The organism is uncultured Spongiibacter sp., from assembly GCF_964011655.1.
GTDB classification, from domain to species: domain Bacteria; phylum Pseudomonadota; class Gammaproteobacteria; order Pseudomonadales; family Spongiibacteraceae; genus Spongiibacter; species Spongiibacter marinus.
In genome coordinates, this window is record NZ_CAXGPO010000006.1 from 114,104 (window position 1) to 131,357 (window position 17,254).

Below are 17,254 nucleotides of genomic sequence, written 5' to 3' on the forward strand. Positions count from 1 at the left end.
GCGCGTTATTCGCAGTGCACTTTAATCGCGTCTTGAGCGCGCAGTTTTTGCACTTCAATCTCTTCCTGCGTCAGGTAGCGGACTTCGCCATTCTTCCCGGTTGCGCGAATTCGCGCCCCGGCTGCATTCAGTGATTGCATATTTCTCTTCGCCTGCTGGCAAATTGCCGGGTCCTTGGGCGGAAGCACTTCCATTTTTGCGTCCGGGGATAAGTCCTGCTCGGACTCAGGTGGGGGCGTTGCTGAATCGTTAGCGCTTTCAGTCGCGGCTGAGCGTTTACCGGTTTGCGATTCGATAAACTCGTAGGCTTTTCCTACCGGGGGTTTTTGGCTGAAGTGCACCTCGCCCTCTGCATCGGTCCAGCGGTAGTAACCGGACTTGGCCGCAAGGGCGGCGTGGCTTGTCAATAAGCTCACACTTATCAGGGATAAAAACAGCAAATTTCTGCGCATATTCAGCGGCCACAACAACATAATTGATGGGCTGATTATGGCAGATTCTAGCGGGGCCGCAAAAAGCGCTGTCACAAAACCACAAAACAGCCAGATTGCCAGAAAAAACACGGTCTTGGCGCACCCATTGCCTTGACAAAAAACAGGTGAGGTTAAAAAATATACCGTCCTCCCAATTAGGGTGGCGATGGCTGTTTTCCGCGCTGCTTACCTGCGGCCAATATACAGAGTGTGACTAAAGCTGTTGCACTGCTACTCAAGGTAGTTCCATTCACTCTGCAGACACATGACCTGTGTTGCGAGATTGCCCGCTTTGCGTACCCCGCAAAGCAAAGATAGCTGCTAGCAGCGGCATTAGGCGATTCGCCCGAGCACCAGCAAATGTGCTCGGAAGGTATGTGTTTCGGCATCTAGGCGTTCACATTGAGCGTTTCCGGTGGGCAGCCGGAGGCGTGGCGACGGAATTTAAGTTTCAAACTGAAGCGAGGGTCTTTCAGTGGAGTTGTTATCTGGCGGCGAAATGATCGCACGTGCTTTGGAAGACGAAGGTGTTGAGTTCATCTTCGGCTATCCCGGCGGTGCGGTATTACATATTTACGATGCGCTTTTCAAAAGTTGTAAGGTGCCGCATATTCTGGTGCGCCATGAGCAGGCGGCCACCCATGCGGCAGACGGTTATGCCCGTGCCACGGGTAAACCCGGTGTGGTGCTGGTGACATCCGGCCCCGGAGCCACCAATGCCATTACCGGTATTGCCACGGCGTATATGGATTCTATTCCGATGGTGGTACTTTCCGGGCAGGTGATGAGTCACCTGATCGGTGAGGACGCCTTCCAGGAAACCGACATGCTCGGTATTTCGCGGCCGATTGTGAAGCACAGCTTCCAGGTGACGAAAACCGAAGAGATCCCCGAGATGATCAAGAAGGCGTTTTATATCGCCTCCAGCGGTCGCCCCGGGCCGGTTGTTGTGGATCTGCCGAAAGATCTCACCAACCCCCACGACAAGTACGAGTACAACTACCCGAAGAAGGTGAAGCTGCGGTCCTACACGCCAGCGAGCCGCGGGCACAGTGGGCAAATTAAAAAGGCGGCGAGCCTGCTGCTGGCGGCCAAGCGTCCGGTTATTTACGCTGGCGGCGGTGTGGTGCAAGGCAATGCCTCACCGCAGCTGCGCGAGTTGGCCCAGGAGTTGAACTTCCCTGTTACCAATACGCTGATGGGCCTTGGTGCCTATCCTGGCAGTGATCGCCAGTTCCTGGGGATGCTCGGGATGCACGGTTTCTATGAAGCCAATAACGCCATGCATCACAGCGATGTGATTCTGGCGGTAGGCGCGCGCTTTGATGACCGAGTGACCAATACCACGAGCAAGTTCTGCCCGGGTGCCAAGATCATTCACATCGATATTGACCCAGCGGCGATCTCTAAAACGATCAACGCCGATGTTCCCATCGTTGGCCCCGTCGATTCGGTGTTAACTGAACTGATTGCGCTGGTGCGTGAGCTGCGTGCCGAGGAACCGACACTGCCGGATCAAGATGCGCTGGGCCACTGGTGGAAGCAGATCGACGAGTGGCGTGACCACCACGGCCTGTGGACGGCACCGCGCTACGATACGACAACGCCCTATATCAAGCCTCAGCAGGTTATCGAAACGCTGTGCAAGGTAACCGGTGGCAAGGCCTTTGTGACCTCGGACGTAGGTCAGCACCAAATGTTTGCCGCGCAGTACTACAAGTTCGACGAACCGCGCCGCTGGATCAACTCCGGTGGTTTGGGAACGATGGGCTTTGGCCTGCCAGCCGCGATGGGCGTTAAGTTGGCCTTCCCGGATGCGGACGTTGCCTGCGTTACCGGCGAGGGCAGTATTCAGATGAACATTCAGGAGCTGTCTACCTGTGCGCAGTACAAGATTCCCGTGAAAATCTTGAACTTGTACAACGGCTACTTGGGCATGGTTAAGCAGTGGCAGGACATGCAATACGACGGTCGCTACTCAGAAAGTGTCTATGAAGACTCATTGCCAGACTTTATCAAGCTGGCCGAGGCCTACCAGCACTCGGGGGTTAAGGTCACGCAGCTGAGTGATCTGGAAGAGGCGATGAAAGAAGTCTTCGCCCGCAAGAATGAGTTGGTATTCATGGACATTCATGTCGACCCGCACGAGCACGTGTATCCCATGCACGTGGCCCCGAATGGCTCGATGCGCGACATGTGGTTGAACAAAACGGAGCGAACCTAATGCGGCGGATTATTTCAGTACTTATGGAAAATGAGCCCGGCGCACTGTCGCGTGTTGTCGGGCTGTTCTCTCAGCGCGGCTACAACATCGAAACGCTGAATGTGGCGCCGACTGAAGACCCAACGATGTCGCGGCTAACGCTGACAACGATTGGCGACGATCACAAGATCGAACAGATCACCAAGCATCTCAATCGCTTGGTCGATGTGGTGAAGTTGGTCGATTTGTCAGAGGGCGCGCACATTGAGCGCGAGCTGATGTTGGTGAAAGTGCGGGCGACAGGTGCGCAGCGCGCTGAGATCAAGCGCTGCACTGACATCTTCCGCGGCCAGATCGTCGACGTCGGCCCCAGTGTCTACACCATTCAGGTGACAGGCGCAGCGGACAAGCTGGACTCCTTCCTGGAGGCCGTTGGCGAAGCTGCCATTATGGAAGTAGTGCGCAGTGGTGTGTCGGGTATTGCCCGTGGCGAAAAAGTGCTGAGTTTGTAGTTGCGACTTGGCCAGTAAAAAAAGGCGCCCTTGGGCGCCTTTTTTTCGGCTGGAATGATTAGCTGGCCATATTTTCCGGGCCCCAGAAGGCGCGCATAGACACGACTTTGCCTTCGGCATTGAATTTGAACACATCAATCACATCGATACTCATGCCTGGCCCCTTCACTTGAAAAGGGAAGGCCACTTCGCTGCCGGCACAGCGCGGCGTGCCGCTCAGTTGCAATTTAATCCCTGCGCTGAGTGCGCCCTCATAAAATGCCACAATCGCGTCGATACCATTGTGAATGTCGCTTCCCACGGGGTCTTCGACTGTCGCATCGGCGGCGTAGAGTTCTTTAATAATGTTGATGTCCGCCGTTTCAAAGGCATCGACATAGCGCTGCACGGCATTCAGTTTATCTTGGACTTCCATAGTGGGCTCCTGTCAGTGATTCGCCCAGTATAATGATGGCCTCTCGGCACCGTAATGACGAATACGGTCAAGGCATTGCCGATGGCGCGCAGCGTGTTTCAGGACAAGCGGCGCGCGATGTATTCAGCCATATAGTCACGCAGGCACTTCGCCTTGGCGCTCAATAGACGGCCGCTTGGCCACACCGCAAAGAGCTCCCGCGGCTCCCCCTGCCACTGGCGCAGGACTTGCACCAGCTGCCCGGAGTCGAGCTCGGGTTTCACCTCGCTAAGCGGCAGCAATGTGATCCCCTGCGCGTCGACAGCCATGTATTTGGCGAAAGTGGTGTCGTTAAACTGAGCGACAAAACGCGGGAGGATTTCCTGAAGGTTCCCTGTTTCAACGTGGCGCAGTGTCCATTTGCTGGAAATGGTGGTGCCGACTAAACGGTGGTCTTTCAATTCGCTGGGGTGCTGTGGCTCGCCGGCTTTGTTCAGGTAGCTGGCTGCCGCCACGACCACCTTATCGATCTGCCCCAGCTTCTTTTGATACAGCGACGAGTCAGCTTGAGGGCCGATGCGCAGGGCGATATCTGCCTTGGTTTTAATCATATCCTGCAGCTGGTTGCTCAGTTGCAGCTCGAGCTGAATGTCGGGGTAGGCGCGGGTAAAGCCCAGCCACATGGGACGCAGTGTGCCGTGAGAAATATTGCTTGGCGCGAGGACCCGCAACTTTCCGCGCAGCTGTTGCATGTCACTGCGCAGCTGCTGCCGTGTTTGGTCAAATTGTTCGATTAATTCGGCGTAGGCGTGGTATAGCGCCTCGCCGTCGACTGTGAGCACGCACTGGCGGGCTGAGCGCTGCAGCAATTTATACCCCAGCTGGTATTCCAATTTTTGCAGTCGGCGGGTCACCGTGGCTGGCGGTAGCCCCAGATGCTTGGCTGCATTGCCGAGACCGCCCTGCTGAGCGATATGGATAAAAAGTGCGATATCGTCATACATATATAATTTCAAATATGAAATATAAACTTATTAAACTTCGTATAGTTCCTTAAATGGTAGCTGTCTTATCATAGGTGTTATGCCCTTGTTGGGCAAAAAAATCTACGCCGAGCAACCTGCTCGCAAAGGAGGATGCCGTGATACCGCAACGATACGCTGGCTATGTATTTGCTTTTTTCATGTCTTTTATCATGTCAGGGGTGATGTCGCTGTTTATTTCCCTGATCAATATTGGCGCGGTCGACGGTATTGTCGGTATTTGGCTGCGCGCCTGGGCGTTGGCATTTACGGTGGCTTTTCCCACGGTAACGGCGGTGTCACCGTTGGTTCGCCGCCTGGTGGTGATCTGTGTTGAAGCACCAAAGTCTGAGGCGAATCCCGGTGGTGTGCCGGGGTCAAATTGATAGCGCGGTAGTCGCCGCGCGTGTGGAAGAGGTAGGGAAATGGACGCGGAGTTTTGGCACAAAAAATGGGCGGATAAAGATATCGCTTTTCATACGTCGGGGGCGAACCCGATGCTGGAGCGTTATTTCTCTGCCTTGGCCCTGAGCAGAGGAGCGCGTATTTTTCTGCCCCTGTGCGGGAAAACACGTGATATTGCGTGGCTTCGACAGCAGGGGATGCACGTCGCTGGCGCTGAATTAAGTCGCATTGCCGTCGAAGAATTATTCAGTGAGCTAGGTGAAACCCCGGTGATCTCCGAGCTCGGTGAGCTCAGCGTCTATGCTGCCCCCGGGTTGGATATCTACTTGGGTGACATCTTTGCACTAACAGCGCCCCTACTCGGGGCAGTTGATGCCATCTATGATCGAGCCGCACTGGTCGCTCTGCCAACAGAAATGCGCGAGCACTATACCCAGCATCTCATTCAAATGACCGATGCGGCCCCGCAGTTATTGGTGAATTATGACTACCAGCAAAGCGCGATGCCGGGGCCGCCATTCGCCATTAGTGACGACGAGCTAAATAGGCACTACGCGCAGCGCTATACCCTTGAGCCATTGCACTGCGAGTCGGTGCCTGGGGGACTCAAGGGGCAATGCCCCGCACAGGAGAAAGTCTGGCTGTTGACTCCCTGAGGTTGGGGCGGATGTTAAACGCTGCAACCAGAGGGTGATGTTATGGCCGGCATGCGCCAGCAACGGGTCGAGGTTAACGGGATTCACTTACACATTCGGTGTCAGGGAGAAGGCCCCTGGGTTGTGCTTTGCCATGGTTATCCCGGTCATTGGTCAAACTGGCGCAGCCAAATGCAGGTTCTGGCCGATGCTGGTTATACCGCTGTGGTGCCCGATATGCGCGGCTACGGTCAGAGCAGCCGCCCAGATGACGTCTCGGCCTATAACATGAACCAGCAAATTGGCGATATGTGCGGCTTGCTGGATGCGTTTGGTATTCAACAAGCGGTGTTTGTCGGGCAGGATTTTGGTGCATCACTGGTGTGGAATCTCGCCCTCCGGCAGCCCGAGCGCGTTCGGGCTGTGGTCGGTATTAGCGTGCCCTTTGATCACGATTACTACGGCCGCAGCTGTATGGGGCATTTGCCTGACGCACAACTGCAGGCGCTCCATGCCGACTCCCTGCTGGTAGCATCGCCACTACATCCGCCCAGTGTGGGTTTTGCTGCAATTGCAGAGCAGCAATTTTTACACGCGCAGTATTTCCAGCGCCCCGGTGTGGCCGATCGCGAGCTCGGCCATAATGCCGGCGAATTTTTACGCCGCATATACTGGGCGTTAAGCGCTGAGGGCAGCCTCGGCGATTGGGGGAGCTTCCCCTCCCAGGGCACCGCGTATCTGGATGTGCTGCCACCGGCGCCGAGCCTGCCGTGGCCGTGGATGAGTGAGGACGATATGGCGGTCATCGTCGACGATTATTTGCGCGCCGGTGCCGATAACGCCTTCAGTGGTGCCTTGGCAAGCTACCGGGTGGCCGACGAAAATTGGCACATCGGCGCGGCCTACGCTGCGCAGAATATTACCGTACCTGCACTTTTTATTGCCGGTGAATCCGACCCCGTGGTGGCCTCGTTAGATGATGAGATGGTCGCGAGAATGCGTCAGCGTATTCCCGATTTGCAGCCACTCGTTCTGGTGCCGGATGCCGGTCACTTCGTCCAATTGGAAAAGCCAGAGCCAGTAAACAGCGCCATTAGCGCGTTTTTAACCTTGCTCGCGGCAGGGGCGTGAGCCACTTGAAATCCGGTTTTTCGTCCCGATAACTACTGTTGTGGATGAAAGAGGAATTGTCGTGACGGCGAGCCAACAACTGCCATGCCCTGCGTGCGGGGCGATCAATCGTATACCCGACAGTCGTTTAGATGACGGCCCGGTATGCGGAAAATGCCGTGCGCCATTATTAGATGGACAGGTCGTCACGGCGGACAGCGCAACCCTGCAGCGCTTTCGACAGCACAGTAGCCAGCCGGTAGTTGTGGATTTTTGGGCGCCGTGGTGCGGCCCCTGCAAAAGTTTCGCGCCGGTGTATAGCAGCGTTGCCGCAGAAGAAGCGACGCGTGCGTGCTTTCTGAAGGTGGATACACAGGCCCAGCAACAGGCAGCAGCAGCTTATCAAATTCGCTCCATTCCCACGTTGGTCGTGTTTCACCAGGGGCGAGAAATCGCTCGCCTGTCAGGCGCTTTGCCGAAGGTGCAATTTCAGCAGTGGCTGCGCCAGCATGTGCCCACGGCGTAGCGTGGGCAACGACTTTTTCGCAATAAATCAGTGGGCGCTGAAGGCCTGCACGCAATAGCCTTTGTTAATGGCCTCTTGAACTTGCGGGTCCTTCTCCAAGGCGGCGTCGACCTTGATCTGCCTGCGCTTAAGCACCTTTACGTCACGAAAGCCCTCGCGCATCACAAATAGGGTTGCGAGCTGCTCTGCGCCAAACAGATCTTTAAAGTCGATGTAGACAATAAAGGGCACTTCCTCGTCTTTTTTAAACTCACCTTGGTCCTTGCGTGAGCTGGCGTTCATGGAAAAAAGAAACATCGGCGCTCTCCTGTCGGTGGCAACTTAGCTGATAATGGCCAGTCGCAGCGCGTGGGTATTTAGCCGCAAGGCCCCGAGATGAGTACGGCCCTGTTCGGTTTCACTATCGAAGCGCTGCACGGCCTGCTCGTCAATGTCTGGATTGCGCTCGGCAAGTGCCAGTAGTCTCGCACGCTCACTGCTGCGCGCCTGCTCGTAGGCGGTTAGAGCCTGCTCACGCCACTGACTTTCCAGCTGTTTGGCAATGCCCTCCACGTTGTTTAGCAACGCGGTTAAGGGCTCGCGGATTTGCCGCATTAACGCCGGCACCAGGCCTTTCTTAACGTGTTGGCAGAGGCTGTTGAGTTGGGCGTGGCTGACCTTGTCACTGAGTTGCCGGCCCTGAGTATCCAGCAAAATCCGCTCACTCTGGGCGGGCAGGAAGCGATCGAGTGCCAATGCCGCAGGGGCTTGCAGCGAAGGGTTAAAGAAGGTTTCCAACAGCATACTGCCGGCGGGTAAGCCCTTCACCGCGAGTGTGCACATTGTGGCACTGCCGAAATCGCCGTTGGCGATCAGCTCCATGGCATCGCGCAGTAGCGGGTGCTCCCAGGTGAGAAACGCCATGTCCTCGCGGCTCAACGCGCGACGTCGGTCGAAAGTGCCGGTCAGGCCTTCCTCGGGTAACTGTGGGAAAGCATCGCTGAGCATATGATCGCCGGGCCGAAGGATAATAGCCTGGTCACTGTGGTCTTCGTGCTCAAGGCCAAACTGGTCAGCCAATTGTTCCAGATAGGCGGCCAGCTCCTCGCTGCGTTGCTCTTCAGCCACTTGGGCTACCAGCGCGTCAGCCTGGTCGCGGCGGCAGGAATTTAATTCCAGCAGTTGATTGCGACCAGAGTGCAGCTCAGCGCGCAGGCTTGCTGCGGTGCTTGCCGCTTCTGACAGCAGGGCATCGACGGCTTCGGTGGAATCTTCCAGCGCCGCGACCAGCTGGCTTTCATAGCGCTGCATCATGGCGCTACCGATGGTGCATGGTTCGGTAAATATGGCCATGGCGTCGCGATACCAATTCAGCAGCGCTTGCTGTGCACTGCCGCTGTAGTAGGGCACATGAATATTGACATCCCCTTGGCGGCCAATGCGGTCCAGACGACCAATACGCTGCTCCAGCAGGTCCGGGTTCAGCGGGAGATCGAATAGAACGAGGTGTTCGGCAAACTGAAAGTTGCGGCCCTCGCTGCCGATTTCGCTGCATACCAAAAGCTGAGCGCCGTCGTCGGGATCGGCAAAGTAGGCCGCCGCGCGGTCGCGCTCCATCAGGCTCATTTCTTCGTGGAATATCGCACTGGCAATACCGCGGCGCAACCGCATGTAGAGCTCGAGCTCGCGGGCAGTATTGGTATCGGCGCAAATCAGCAAGCAGCGAGCGTCGGGCTGGGCGAGGAGGAATTTTTCCAGCCACTGCACGCGAGGGTCGATGTCCGGCCAGTCATCTCCGAGCAGCGGTTCAGGGTGCAGGCGGTCGTGGAGCGGCAGCTCATCCGCCGCTGCGGTATAGAGTGCAGGGGCCGACAACGGGTGCTCGTGCAGGGCCCGGGCGGGGAAACCACCCACTGAGGCGCGGCTGTTGCGAAACAAACTGCGGCCGGTGCCGAATCGATCAAGCAGTGCATCGAAGACCGCCTGGCGATGGCTCTGCGGGTCATTGGCGAAAGTGGTGAGTAAGTCGCTATCCAGGTAGGAGCGCAACGCGTCTTGTAAGCCGCTGTCGGCATCCTTGTCGCGCACCCGGTTAATCAGCTCGCTAATGTCTGTGTAGTCGCGCTGCTCGTCGCGAAAGGCCTGCAGGTCGTTGTAGCGCTCTGGGTCAAGCAGGCGCAGGCGCGCGAAATGGCCGTCGATCCCGGCGTTCTCTGGGGTTGCCGTCAGTAGCAGCACAGAGGGGGTGGCGCTGCAGAGGGTTTCCAGCATGGCGTAGCCCGGCGTTTGCTCGCCGGTCTCCTGCCATTGCAGGTGGTGGGCCTCGTCAACTATCAGCGTATCCCAACCCGCGGCTTCAAGCTGGCTCACCCGACGAGGGTGGCTGGCCAGCCAGTCGATTGATGCGATCAGCAGCTGCTCGCTTTCAAAGGGGTTTTGCTCGCGGGCTTTTTCTTCTTCCTCGTCAAAAAACACGCTGTCGGCGTCGTCGCGATACGGGTCGATTTCCCGGCAGCGGGCCTCGTCAAAAATACTGAAGTTCAGATTAAAGCGGCGGCGCATTTCCACCAGCCACTGGTGAACCAGGCTGTCGGGCACCAAAATCAGTACCCGCTGGATGCGCTCTTCCAGCAGCTGTTGGTGAAGAATAAGGCCAGCTTCGATGGTTTTGCCCAGGCCGACTTCGTCTGCCAGCAGCACGCGTGGCTGGTGTCGCTGGGCCACGTTGCGGGCAATATAAAACTGATGGGGAAGTAACTCGACGCGCGGGCCGAGCAGCCCTCGGCTGTGATTGGCGCGTGCGCGATTGCGTTGTTCAAGCGTGCTTACGCGCAACTCGTAGCGTTTGGTGTGGTCGAGCTGTCCGGCCAATAGGCGGTCACGCGCGCTGTGAAGTTGAATTTGCGCGCTGAGGATTTGCTCCGGAATGGGCTGCAGTTCGCCGTTGCTGTCGGCGGCAAAATACACCAGGCAGCCATTGTGTTCCTGAACGTCTTCAACCGTCATTGGCGGCAGTTCGGGCACATTGATTTCATCGCCAGGCTGAAACTGCACGCGCGACAGCGGCGCGCGATCCGCGGCGTAGGTACGCTCTTCCTCGGCGGCGGGGAAGGCGATCACCACCCGGCGGTTAGCTGCTTCAAGAATGATGCCGAGGCCAAGGTCTGGCTCGGGGGTACTAATCCAGCGTTGGCCGGGATAAAAAGTCTCTGGCATAACGGGCTTTGGTCTAGTCTCGTCGGGCGATTTTCGGGCAGGCATCTTACGCGTCGCAGCCGCTAAGGGGAAGGCTTGGCGCCCCGGGGAAGTCGGGAATAGGGCCACTTTTCGGCCATAGACTTTAGTCGCATGCACAGCTGTAAACGCTGGGGTAGACTGGGCCGTCGACAGCAATAACGAATAAGAGGCATACAGTGCCAGCAAATCAGTGGGTCATGCTACTGGCCTTTCTCTATTTTGGGGTGTTGTTTTTCATCGCCTGGTGGGCTGACCGCCGCGCCGAATGGCCGCGTCGTTTTCGACCGTTAATTTACAGCTTGTCTCTCGCGGTATATTGCAGCTCCTGGACCTTTTTCGGTGCCGTGGGCGAGGCCGTGGAGAGTGGCTGGGGCTTTTTGCCAATTTACCTCGGGCCAATTTTGCTGTTTGTGGTTGGCTGGCCGTTTTTGCGTCGCCTGTCGGTGATGAGCACCCGCAATCGGGTAACGTCGATTGCCGACTTCATGGGCTCACGCTACGGCAAGAACCAACTGTTGGCCGCGCTGGTGACCTTTCTGGCGGTATTGGGGAGCCTGCCGTATATCGCCCTGCAATTGAAGGCGATTACTCAGGCGTGGACCAGCGTAAAGCACTTGTGGGACCAGCGCGCCGAAGATGTGGGCTCGCAGAGCTTTACCGGCGAGATGTTTGGCACGGTGTCATTTGTCGACCCCGGGAGCACCAGCTTTATCGCGGCGTTAATACTTGTGCTGTTTACCGTTGCATTTGGTACGCGCGTTGTCGAGAAGCGGCAGCGACATCGCGGCCTAATGGCGGCGGTAGCGATTGAGTCCATCGTTAAGCTGGCGGCATTTGTCATGGTAGGGGTATTTGCGCTGGGCTTGCTGTGGAGCAGTGACTCGGCCCCATTACACTGGGGGCATTTTTCGCAATTACCGGATCTGACCAACTTTTTTACGCAGATGCTGTTGGCTGTGGCGGCAATTGTTTGCCTGCCCCGCCAGTTTCACGTGATGGTTGTCGAGCACCACAGCCGCCGTGATATGCGCCTGGCTCGTTGGATTTTTCCGCTGTATTTGCTCGCCTTTTGCGCAATGATCGCACCCATTGCGATCGCGGGAATGAGCTTGCTGCCCAGTGTGGGCACCGCCGACATGTTGGTGGTTTCGCTGCCATTGCATATGGGGAACAACCAGCTGGCGGTTATCGCGCTGCTAGGCGGGATGTCAGCCGCTACCGGCATGGTGATTGTCGCCTGTGTGACTTTGTCGGTAATGGTCTGTAATGAATGGCTGGTGCCACTCTGGCAGCGCTTTCGTCAGGGGCACGAGATCAACGCTCGGTGGTTGCAGCAAGTGCGGCGCATTGCCATTGCGGCGGTACTGTTTGCTGCCTGGCTGCTGGAGCAGCAGCTCAGTGCTCACGGCGGCCTCGCTTCACTTGGTTTGTTGTCGTTCGCCGCCGCAGCGCAGCTGTTGCCCGGTATTATCGGTGCCCTGTACTGGAATCGGGGGCATGCCAAGGGGGTAGTGGTTGGCCTGCTAGCCGGTGGCTTTTTATGGGCCTACACGCTACTACTGCCGGCGGTGCTGGGGCAGGACCACAGTTTGGTGAGCAGCGGCCCGATGGGCTGGCAATGGCTGCGTCCGGAAGCGCTGATGGGCTTTGATTTTGGTGACGCGCTGAGTCACGGCGTGTTTTGGAGTCTGGCCGTCAACAGTTTGCTAATGGTGCTGATCTCCCGGCGCTGTCGTTTTAGCAGCATCGATATGCGTCAGGCGCGCAGTTTTACCGAGGTGCGGGTCGAGCGCCGCCAATTACAAGCGGAGTTGGAACTCACTGATATCGATGCCTGGCAGCTTCACCGCCTGTTAGTGCCGCTACTCGGAGACGGGCGCAGCGAGCGAATGTGGCAGCGCTTTGAGCAGCGACTGGGCCATCGCCTATTGCCGAGTGACCGCGTGCCGCGCTTTGTTATTAAAGATGTCGAAGAGTCGCTGGCTTCGATTGTCGGCGCGGTGTCGGCGCACCGAACACTGGAACTGCTGGCCAAGCGCAAGCCGCTGGATATCGATGAATTTGTGTCGCTGATCGGTACGACCTCGCGGCAAATTCAGTTTGGTCAGGATCTGCTGCAAATCACGTTAGAGACTATCCCACAAGGGGTTAGCGTGGTCGACGGTAACCTCAACCTGGTCGCCTGGAACCAGCGCTACGTCGACCTGTTTAATTTCCCTGAGCGCCTGCTTTATGTCGGTTGCCCAATTGCCAAGATCTACCAATACAATGCCGAGCGCGGTTATTTGCACGACGCCGATAGCGATGTTGATGCGGCCATTCGGCGGCGCCTGGGGCTGTTGCAGGGGGCAAAACCCTATCGCCTGGAGCGCCTGCTACCCAATGGTTTGGTCATTGAAATTTGCGGCACCCCGATGGCCAATGGTGGCTATGTAACCACCTATACCGATATTAGCGAGTACCGGCGAATCTTTAACGAGCTGGAAGCCGCCAAGTCGCAATTGGAGGAAAGGGTGGCAGCTCGAACCTCCGAGCTAGAGACCGTGAATCAGTCCCTGGAAGAGGAAAACGCCACGCGAGCGCGCATTGAGCGGGAATTGAATACCGTTTACGCCAGTAAAAATCGCTTTTTGGCATCGGCCAGTCACGACCTATTGCAACCCATCAATGCTGCCAGGCTTTTCACCGCCGCACTGTCGGGCAAAGTGGAAGAGCAGGCGGCTGGCGCCAGTTCGCTAAGCAGCGATGTGAAACACATTGACGAAGCACTGGCCGGCGCGGAAACCCTGATTACCTCCCTGCGCGAAATTGCGCGCCTGGACTCCGGGAGAATGCAGCCCCAGCTTGAAAGCTTTGCCATACAGTCATTGCTCGACACCATGGGCCGTGAGTTTTCGGTGATTGCTCAGCGCAGCGGCCTGACATTGCGCGTTGCACCCTGTTCGCTTTGGGTTCGCAGTGACCGCCACCTACTGCGCCGGGTAGTGCAAAACCTGCTTAGTAATGCCCTGCGATACACCCCGCAGGGCACGGTATTATTGGGTTGTCGGCGACAGGGAGAGCAACTGAGTATTCAGGTGCTCGATACCGGGCCGGGTATTGCTGAGCAGGATCAGCAACGTATTTTTGACGAGTTTGAGCGCGCAAACGACGCCGCTCACCGTGAAACCGAAGCTGGCCTGGGACTGGGTTTATCGATTGTTCGCCGTATCAGTAGCCTGCTAGGGCATGACTTGCGCATGGTTTCTGTTCCTGGACGCGGCACGGTGTTCTCTATCACGGTACCTATCGTCAATGCGGTTGCCGCGAGCGAAGCTGCTGCGGTCGCCGAAGAGGCACTGCAGTCAGAACTCGCGGGGCTAACGGTGCTGTGTGTGGACAATGAAGCGGCGATTCGCGCGGGAATGCAGAGCCTGCTGGCGCAGTGGCAGTGCCGCGTATTTGCCGGTGCATCGCTTAGCGATGTATTGAGTCAGTGGCCGCTGGATACGCCGCCCGATATTGTGCTGGCAGATTATCACTTGGACGGCGGTGAGACGGGGCTAGAGTTATTGCAAACCCTGAGCTATCACTGGGGCAAGTCGCTCCCGGCAATTGTTATCAGTGCCGACAACAGTGATGCAGTTCGCCGGTCGGTCATCGATGCGGGCTATCGCTTCCTTGCTAAGCCCGTTAAGCCGGCGGCGCTGCGTGGCTTAATGCGTAAAATGGCGAGGGGACTGGGTTAGCGCATAAAGGACATTTTGCGACATAGTTGCTGTGTCATAAAAACGTCGCCAGAGTTTCACAACCCTGCAATGGGGTTGTCACTTCTCGCCGGTCTAATGTCCGCTGTTTTTTAGGCAATCCACCAAAAACACCTCACTACAGCGGACTTACTATGACTTTCTCAATTTCCCGTCGTTTACTCGGCGGTCTTCTTTTTGCCAGCGCGCTAACGGCCTGTAACTCAGATAGCGACAGTTCCAGTGGCGCAAACTCCTCGCCGGTGCGTACCGAGCCATTCAGCATTGGTTTACTTCCGGATACCCAGGGCGGATCCGATGCACAGGGCCAGGCACACGTTGCGATGTATCCGATGCGGGAGGTGCTGAAACATCAGTCGGCCAAGGGCGTGGATTTAGTCATCGCTGTCGGTGACCTCACCGACAAGGGCAGCACGGTTGAATGGGACGAGTGGACATCGGTCGCCGAAGACTTCAGAGACGGCGGCATTGAATTTTTGCCGGTAATGGGCAATCACGAAATGAACTATGCCTACACGACGGAGTGGATTGCCAATATGCGCAATTACATTCCCGAGGACGCGGTGCACATGCCCGGTTATGAATGGGTGAACTACTACGTTGTGCGCAGCAACGTACTCATTATTGGTCTGGCCTACTACAACCTACCCTTGGCGATTGACTGGATAAAAGACGTCGTGGCTGAAAACGCCGATGTTGAGCACATTGTTGTTGCCAGTCACGACGGTTTGATCGGCGCGAAATACGGCCAGACTCGCGAGCAAATTGTAGAAGGTACCAAGGGTGATGACTGGGTATACGGTGTTCAAAAAGACATTCGTGAGTTCTTTGCTGAGCACGATGTTATTTATGTGCAAGGCCATGAGCATCAGTATCAGCGCTCGTTGATCTCCGCCACGACCATGCAAACAACCTTTCCCGCAAGCTCCACGCCTTCGGGAGGCAACTACCAAATGGGGGTGTATACCCAGATCATGGCGGGTAATGCTTCATACAAGGGCTATGAATTTCGCTATGGCGAGCGCGAGTTGGTGCAAGCGATCGTGTCTCAGAAAAATGCCACGTACAGTGAAAGCAAAGGCTCGGATCACTTTGACGTGAACTCGTCGATATTGCGCTTTGATGGCGACCGCGTTGACTATCAGTCCTACTACGCGGAGCACCAGGCGCGCAGCAATGATTCAAGCCAGGACTTTGACGCGCAGTGGGTGTTGATGGATCAGTTCTCGCGGGCCAAGAACCGCTGTGAAACCGTGGTCTATCCCAACTCGATTCCCGACGCCACACGTTCCGTGCTGGTGTTCCAGACCGAATATATTACCGATACCTGCCTTGCTGATGACGGCTCGTCAGCGCGTTTGGTGGGTGGCGATAATGACACCTTTAACCGCACGGACACACGCACCCGCGATATGGAATATGTGTCCGGCTTCTCTCGCGCGGAATCCTTGATGGATTTAACGCGGCTCGCTTATCAGTGGCTTTACCAATACCACGAGAGTTGGACGCCTAACCTGAATAATCGCTATCGCGCGGTACCTGATGAAGCCGAGAATGTGCTGCTGATTCCTGAAACGACGATCGACCTGAAAGAACACGTGACCTTGAGCTGGCAAGGCAAGACCGCAGACACTTTGACGGATCGGTTGCTTATCAGCGGCATGCAAAACCAAACCGGGGTTTACCAGGGGGCTTATGGTGGCGAGCGGGATATTGCCGCTGATACCGGCCTGCCACTGTCGCAACCAGACGGCACGGCCAAGGCGCCCACCGTGTTGCCTGGCAGCGCGACACAGAGCTGGGATATCAGCACGGCCAAGGCCGACCCCTATGCGGTGGCTTTTACAGTGAGTGAGTCGCTGTCCTTTGCCAGCAGTATTCTGGCGCAGAAAACGGCGCAAGGTTGGCAGGCTATCGCCACGCCGGAGTGTGTTGTTGAAAGTGCCTGGCAGGAGGGCTTTATCGGCGCCATGCCAAACCGCGCAGCGGCTTGTGAGAGTCAGCCCCTGCTGGGTTACGATACCAACGCCAGACAGTGGTGGGCAGTATTGGATGCCGATACCGAGATCGCGGTGATACGCCGCTAGGCCGTCGACGGTGCGGAGCCGCCTTGCGGCTCCGTTTACTCTACAGTGGGCGTGTTCACGTCTAACTGGCTCAGCATCAGCACGGCCTGTGTTCGCGAATGCACACTGAGTTTGCGAAAAATTTCAGTGATATGGGCTTTGATCGTGGCCTCGGTGACATTCAGCTCCCAGGCAATCTGCTTGTTCAGCAGTCCCTGCACTAAATAACTGGCAACGCGAAACTGCTGAGGCGTCAAGCTTGCCACGACCTCGGCGATCGATTTTTCATCGCTGCTGCTGGCTTGCTGATAACGCACATTTTCCGGCAGCCAGCGCTCTCCTTGTAGCACTTGTGCAATGGCGGTGCTGATCTGTTCTGGCGAACTACTCTTGGGCAAAAAACCGCTGGCGCCGTAATCAATGGCGCGGCACATCACTTCCTCGGTTTCAGAGGCAGACACCACCATAATCGGTATTTCCGGGTGCTGGGCCTCCAGGTGGACTAAGGCACTAAAGCCCTGTGCGCCGGGCATATGTAAGTCCAGCAGCAGTAGATCGATATCGCTGTCTTCGTCGATGGCCTGTTGAAGGCTGCCGATATCGCCGACCTCGTCAATGCGTGCAGTCGGAAAGCTCGCGCTCAGGGCACCGCGCATGGCCGAGCGGAAAAGCGGGTGATCGTCGGCGATCAGAAATCGCTGGGTCATGGGGCCTCATTGTTCCGTTATTGTTTTTCGATTAGGCCAGTATAAAAAAGCCCCGCAGTGCGGGGCAAGCGCTTAGGAAAAGCCTGTGGTAAAGACCCGGCTTCTCGGGGTGGAGGAGAGAGTCACCACCCCGCATCTGCACATTCAGTTTACGCAGCGTTTTCGTTGATGTGTTGATGTCCCTCAATAAGCCGTGCAACAACTGAGGGATCGGCAAGCGTGGAGATATCGCCCAGGGC

General features: G+C 56.8%; 14 protein-coding genes. 8 read left to right on the forward strand and 6 right to left on the reverse strand.

Annotated features, from left to right (window positions below; all coding sequences use genetic code 11):
* Positions 1 to 5 precede the first annotated feature (5 nt).
* Positions 6 to 416: a DUF4124 domain-containing protein gene (locus tag ABNS66_RS05085; protein WP_286839657.1), complete on the reverse strand. Its 411-nt coding sequence runs from the start codon at positions 414 to 416 to the stop codon at positions 6 to 8.
* Between the two features lie 532 nt (positions 417 to 948).
* Here ABNS66_RS05085 and ABNS66_RS05090 point away from each other — a divergent pair.
* The gene (locus ABNS66_RS05090) at positions 949 to 2,697 is read left to right on the forward strand and encodes an acetolactate synthase 3 large subunit (RefSeq protein ID WP_286839661.1); all 1,749 of its coding nucleotides are present in this window, start codon (positions 949 to 951) and stop codon (positions 2,695 to 2,697) included.
* Entirely contained in the window at positions 2,697 to 3,188 is a 492-nt protein-coding gene (gene ilvN, locus ABNS66_RS05095) for an acetolactate synthase small subunit (RefSeq protein ID WP_022959484.1), read from the forward strand. Before ABNS66_RS05090 ends, ilvN begins: the two co-directional genes overlap by 1 nt.
* A gap of 58 nt (positions 3,189 to 3,246) precedes the next feature.
* Here the strand turns inward: ilvN and ABNS66_RS05100 are convergent, their stop codons facing one another.
* The gene (locus tag ABNS66_RS05100) at positions 3,247 to 3,603 is read right to left on the reverse strand and encodes a nuclear transport factor 2 family protein (protein ID WP_027874224.1); all 357 of its coding nucleotides are present in this window, start codon (positions 3,601 to 3,603) and stop codon (positions 3,247 to 3,249) included.
* Positions 3,604 to 3,701: 98 nt separating this feature from the next.
* Positions 3,702 to 4,586: a LysR family transcriptional regulator gene (locus ABNS66_RS05105; RefSeq protein WP_286839666.1), complete on the reverse strand. Its 885-nt coding sequence runs from the start codon at positions 4,584 to 4,586 to the stop codon at positions 3,702 to 3,704.
* 137 nt (positions 4,587 to 4,723) lie between these two features.
* Here ABNS66_RS05105 and ABNS66_RS05110 point away from each other — a divergent pair, with 137 nt between their 5' ends.
* The 4 genes from ABNS66_RS05110 (at position 4,724) to trxC (ending at position 7,280) form a co-directional block, all read left to right on the forward strand.
* Complete coding sequence (locus tag ABNS66_RS05110) at positions 4,724 to 4,990, forward strand: DUF2798 domain-containing protein (RefSeq protein WP_286839668.1); 267 nt, start codon at positions 4,724 to 4,726, stop codon at positions 4,988 to 4,990.
* A 39-nt stretch (positions 4,991 to 5,029) separates the two neighbouring features.
* Positions 5,030 to 5,665 carry a thiopurine S-methyltransferase gene (gene tmpT, locus ABNS66_RS05115; RefSeq protein WP_286839670.1) on the forward strand — a complete coding sequence of 212 codons (636 nt, stop codon included), beginning with the start codon at positions 5,030 to 5,032 and terminating at the stop codon, positions 5,663 to 5,665.
* 42 nt (positions 5,666 to 5,707) lie between these two features.
* Complete coding sequence (locus ABNS66_RS05120; protein ID WP_286839673.1) at positions 5,708 to 6,775, forward strand: alpha/beta hydrolase; 1,068 nt, start codon at positions 5,708 to 5,710, stop codon at positions 6,773 to 6,775.
* 61 nt (positions 6,776 to 6,836) lie between these two features.
* Positions 6,837 to 7,280, forward strand: a complete 444-nt coding sequence (trxC, locus tag ABNS66_RS05125; RefSeq protein WP_286839676.1) for a thioredoxin TrxC — start codon at positions 6,837 to 6,839, stop codon at positions 7,278 to 7,280.
* A 27-nt stretch (positions 7,281 to 7,307) separates the two neighbouring features.
* Here trxC and ABNS66_RS05130 read toward each other — a convergent pair whose 3' ends face one another.
* Together ABNS66_RS05130 and rapA are read right to left on the reverse strand one after the other, a co-directional pair.
* The gene (locus tag ABNS66_RS05130; RefSeq protein ID WP_027874226.1) at positions 7,308 to 7,577 is read right to left on the reverse strand and encodes a hypothetical protein; all 270 of its coding nucleotides are present in this window, start codon (positions 7,575 to 7,577) and stop codon (positions 7,308 to 7,310) included.
* Between the two features lie 24 nt (positions 7,578 to 7,601).
* Positions 7,602 to 10,475: an RNA polymerase-associated protein RapA gene (gene rapA / locus ABNS66_RS05135; protein ID WP_286839678.1), complete on the reverse strand. Its 2,874-nt coding sequence runs from the start codon at positions 10,473 to 10,475 to the stop codon at positions 7,602 to 7,604.
* Positions 10,476 to 10,672: 197 nt separating this feature from the next.
* On the opposite strand from rapA, the gene ABNS66_RS05140 reads away from it, so the two are divergent.
* Together ABNS66_RS05140 and ABNS66_RS05145 are read left to right on the forward strand one after the other, a co-directional pair.
* Positions 10,673 to 14,224 (forward strand): NahK/ErcS family hybrid sensor histidine kinase/response regulator, encoded by a 3,552-nt coding sequence (locus ABNS66_RS05140; protein ID WP_286839680.1) that lies wholly within the window; start codon positions 10,673 to 10,675, stop codon positions 14,222 to 14,224.
* 152 nt (positions 14,225 to 14,376) lie between these two features.
* Complete coding sequence (locus ABNS66_RS05145; RefSeq protein WP_286839682.1) at positions 14,377 to 16,329, forward strand: metallophosphoesterase; 1,953 nt, start codon at positions 14,377 to 14,379, stop codon at positions 16,327 to 16,329.
* A 35-nt stretch (positions 16,330 to 16,364) separates the two neighbouring features.
* Here the strand turns inward: ABNS66_RS05145 and ABNS66_RS05150 are convergent, their stop codons facing one another.
* On the reverse strand, positions 16,365 to 17,015 hold the full coding sequence (locus ABNS66_RS05150; protein WP_286696158.1) for a response regulator transcription factor: 651 nt from the start codon (positions 17,013 to 17,015) through the stop codon (positions 16,365 to 16,367).
* Positions 17,016 to 17,254: the final 239 nt, after the last annotated feature.

Excerpts from the sequence above, each read along its gene's own strand:
- ilvN (WP_022959484.1), top strand. The coding sequence starts at position 2,697 with ATGCGGCGGATTATTTCAGTACTTATGGAAAATGAGCCCGGCGCACTG.
- ABNS66_RS05100 (WP_027874224.1), bottom strand. The coding sequence starts at position 3,603 with ATGGAAGTCCAAGATAAACTGAATGCCGTGCAGCGCTATGTCGATGCC.
- ABNS66_RS05105 (WP_286839666.1), bottom strand. The coding sequence starts at position 4,586 with ATGTATGACGATATCGCACTTTTTATCCATATCGCTCAGCAGGGCGGT.
- tmpT (WP_286839670.1), top strand. The coding sequence starts at position 5,030 with ATGGACGCGGAGTTTTGGCACAAAAAATGGGCGGATAAAGATATCGCT.
- ABNS66_RS05120 (WP_286839673.1), top strand. The coding sequence starts at position 5,708 with ATGGCCGGCATGCGCCAGCAACGGGTCGAGGTTAACGGGATTCACTTA.
- ABNS66_RS05130 (WP_027874226.1), bottom strand. The coding sequence starts at position 7,577 with ATGTTTCTTTTTTCCATGAACGCCAGCTCACGCAAGGACCAAGGTGAG.
- rapA (WP_286839678.1), bottom strand. The coding sequence starts at position 10,475 with ATGCCAGAGACTTTTTATCCCGGCCAACGCTGGATTAGTACCCCCGAG.
- ABNS66_RS05145 (WP_286839682.1), top strand. The coding sequence starts at position 14,377 with ATGACTTTCTCAATTTCCCGTCGTTTACTCGGCGGTCTTCTTTTTGCC.
- ABNS66_RS05150 (WP_286696158.1), bottom strand. The coding sequence starts at position 17,015 with ATGACCCAGCGATTTCTGATCGCCGACGATCACCCGCTTTTCCGCTCG.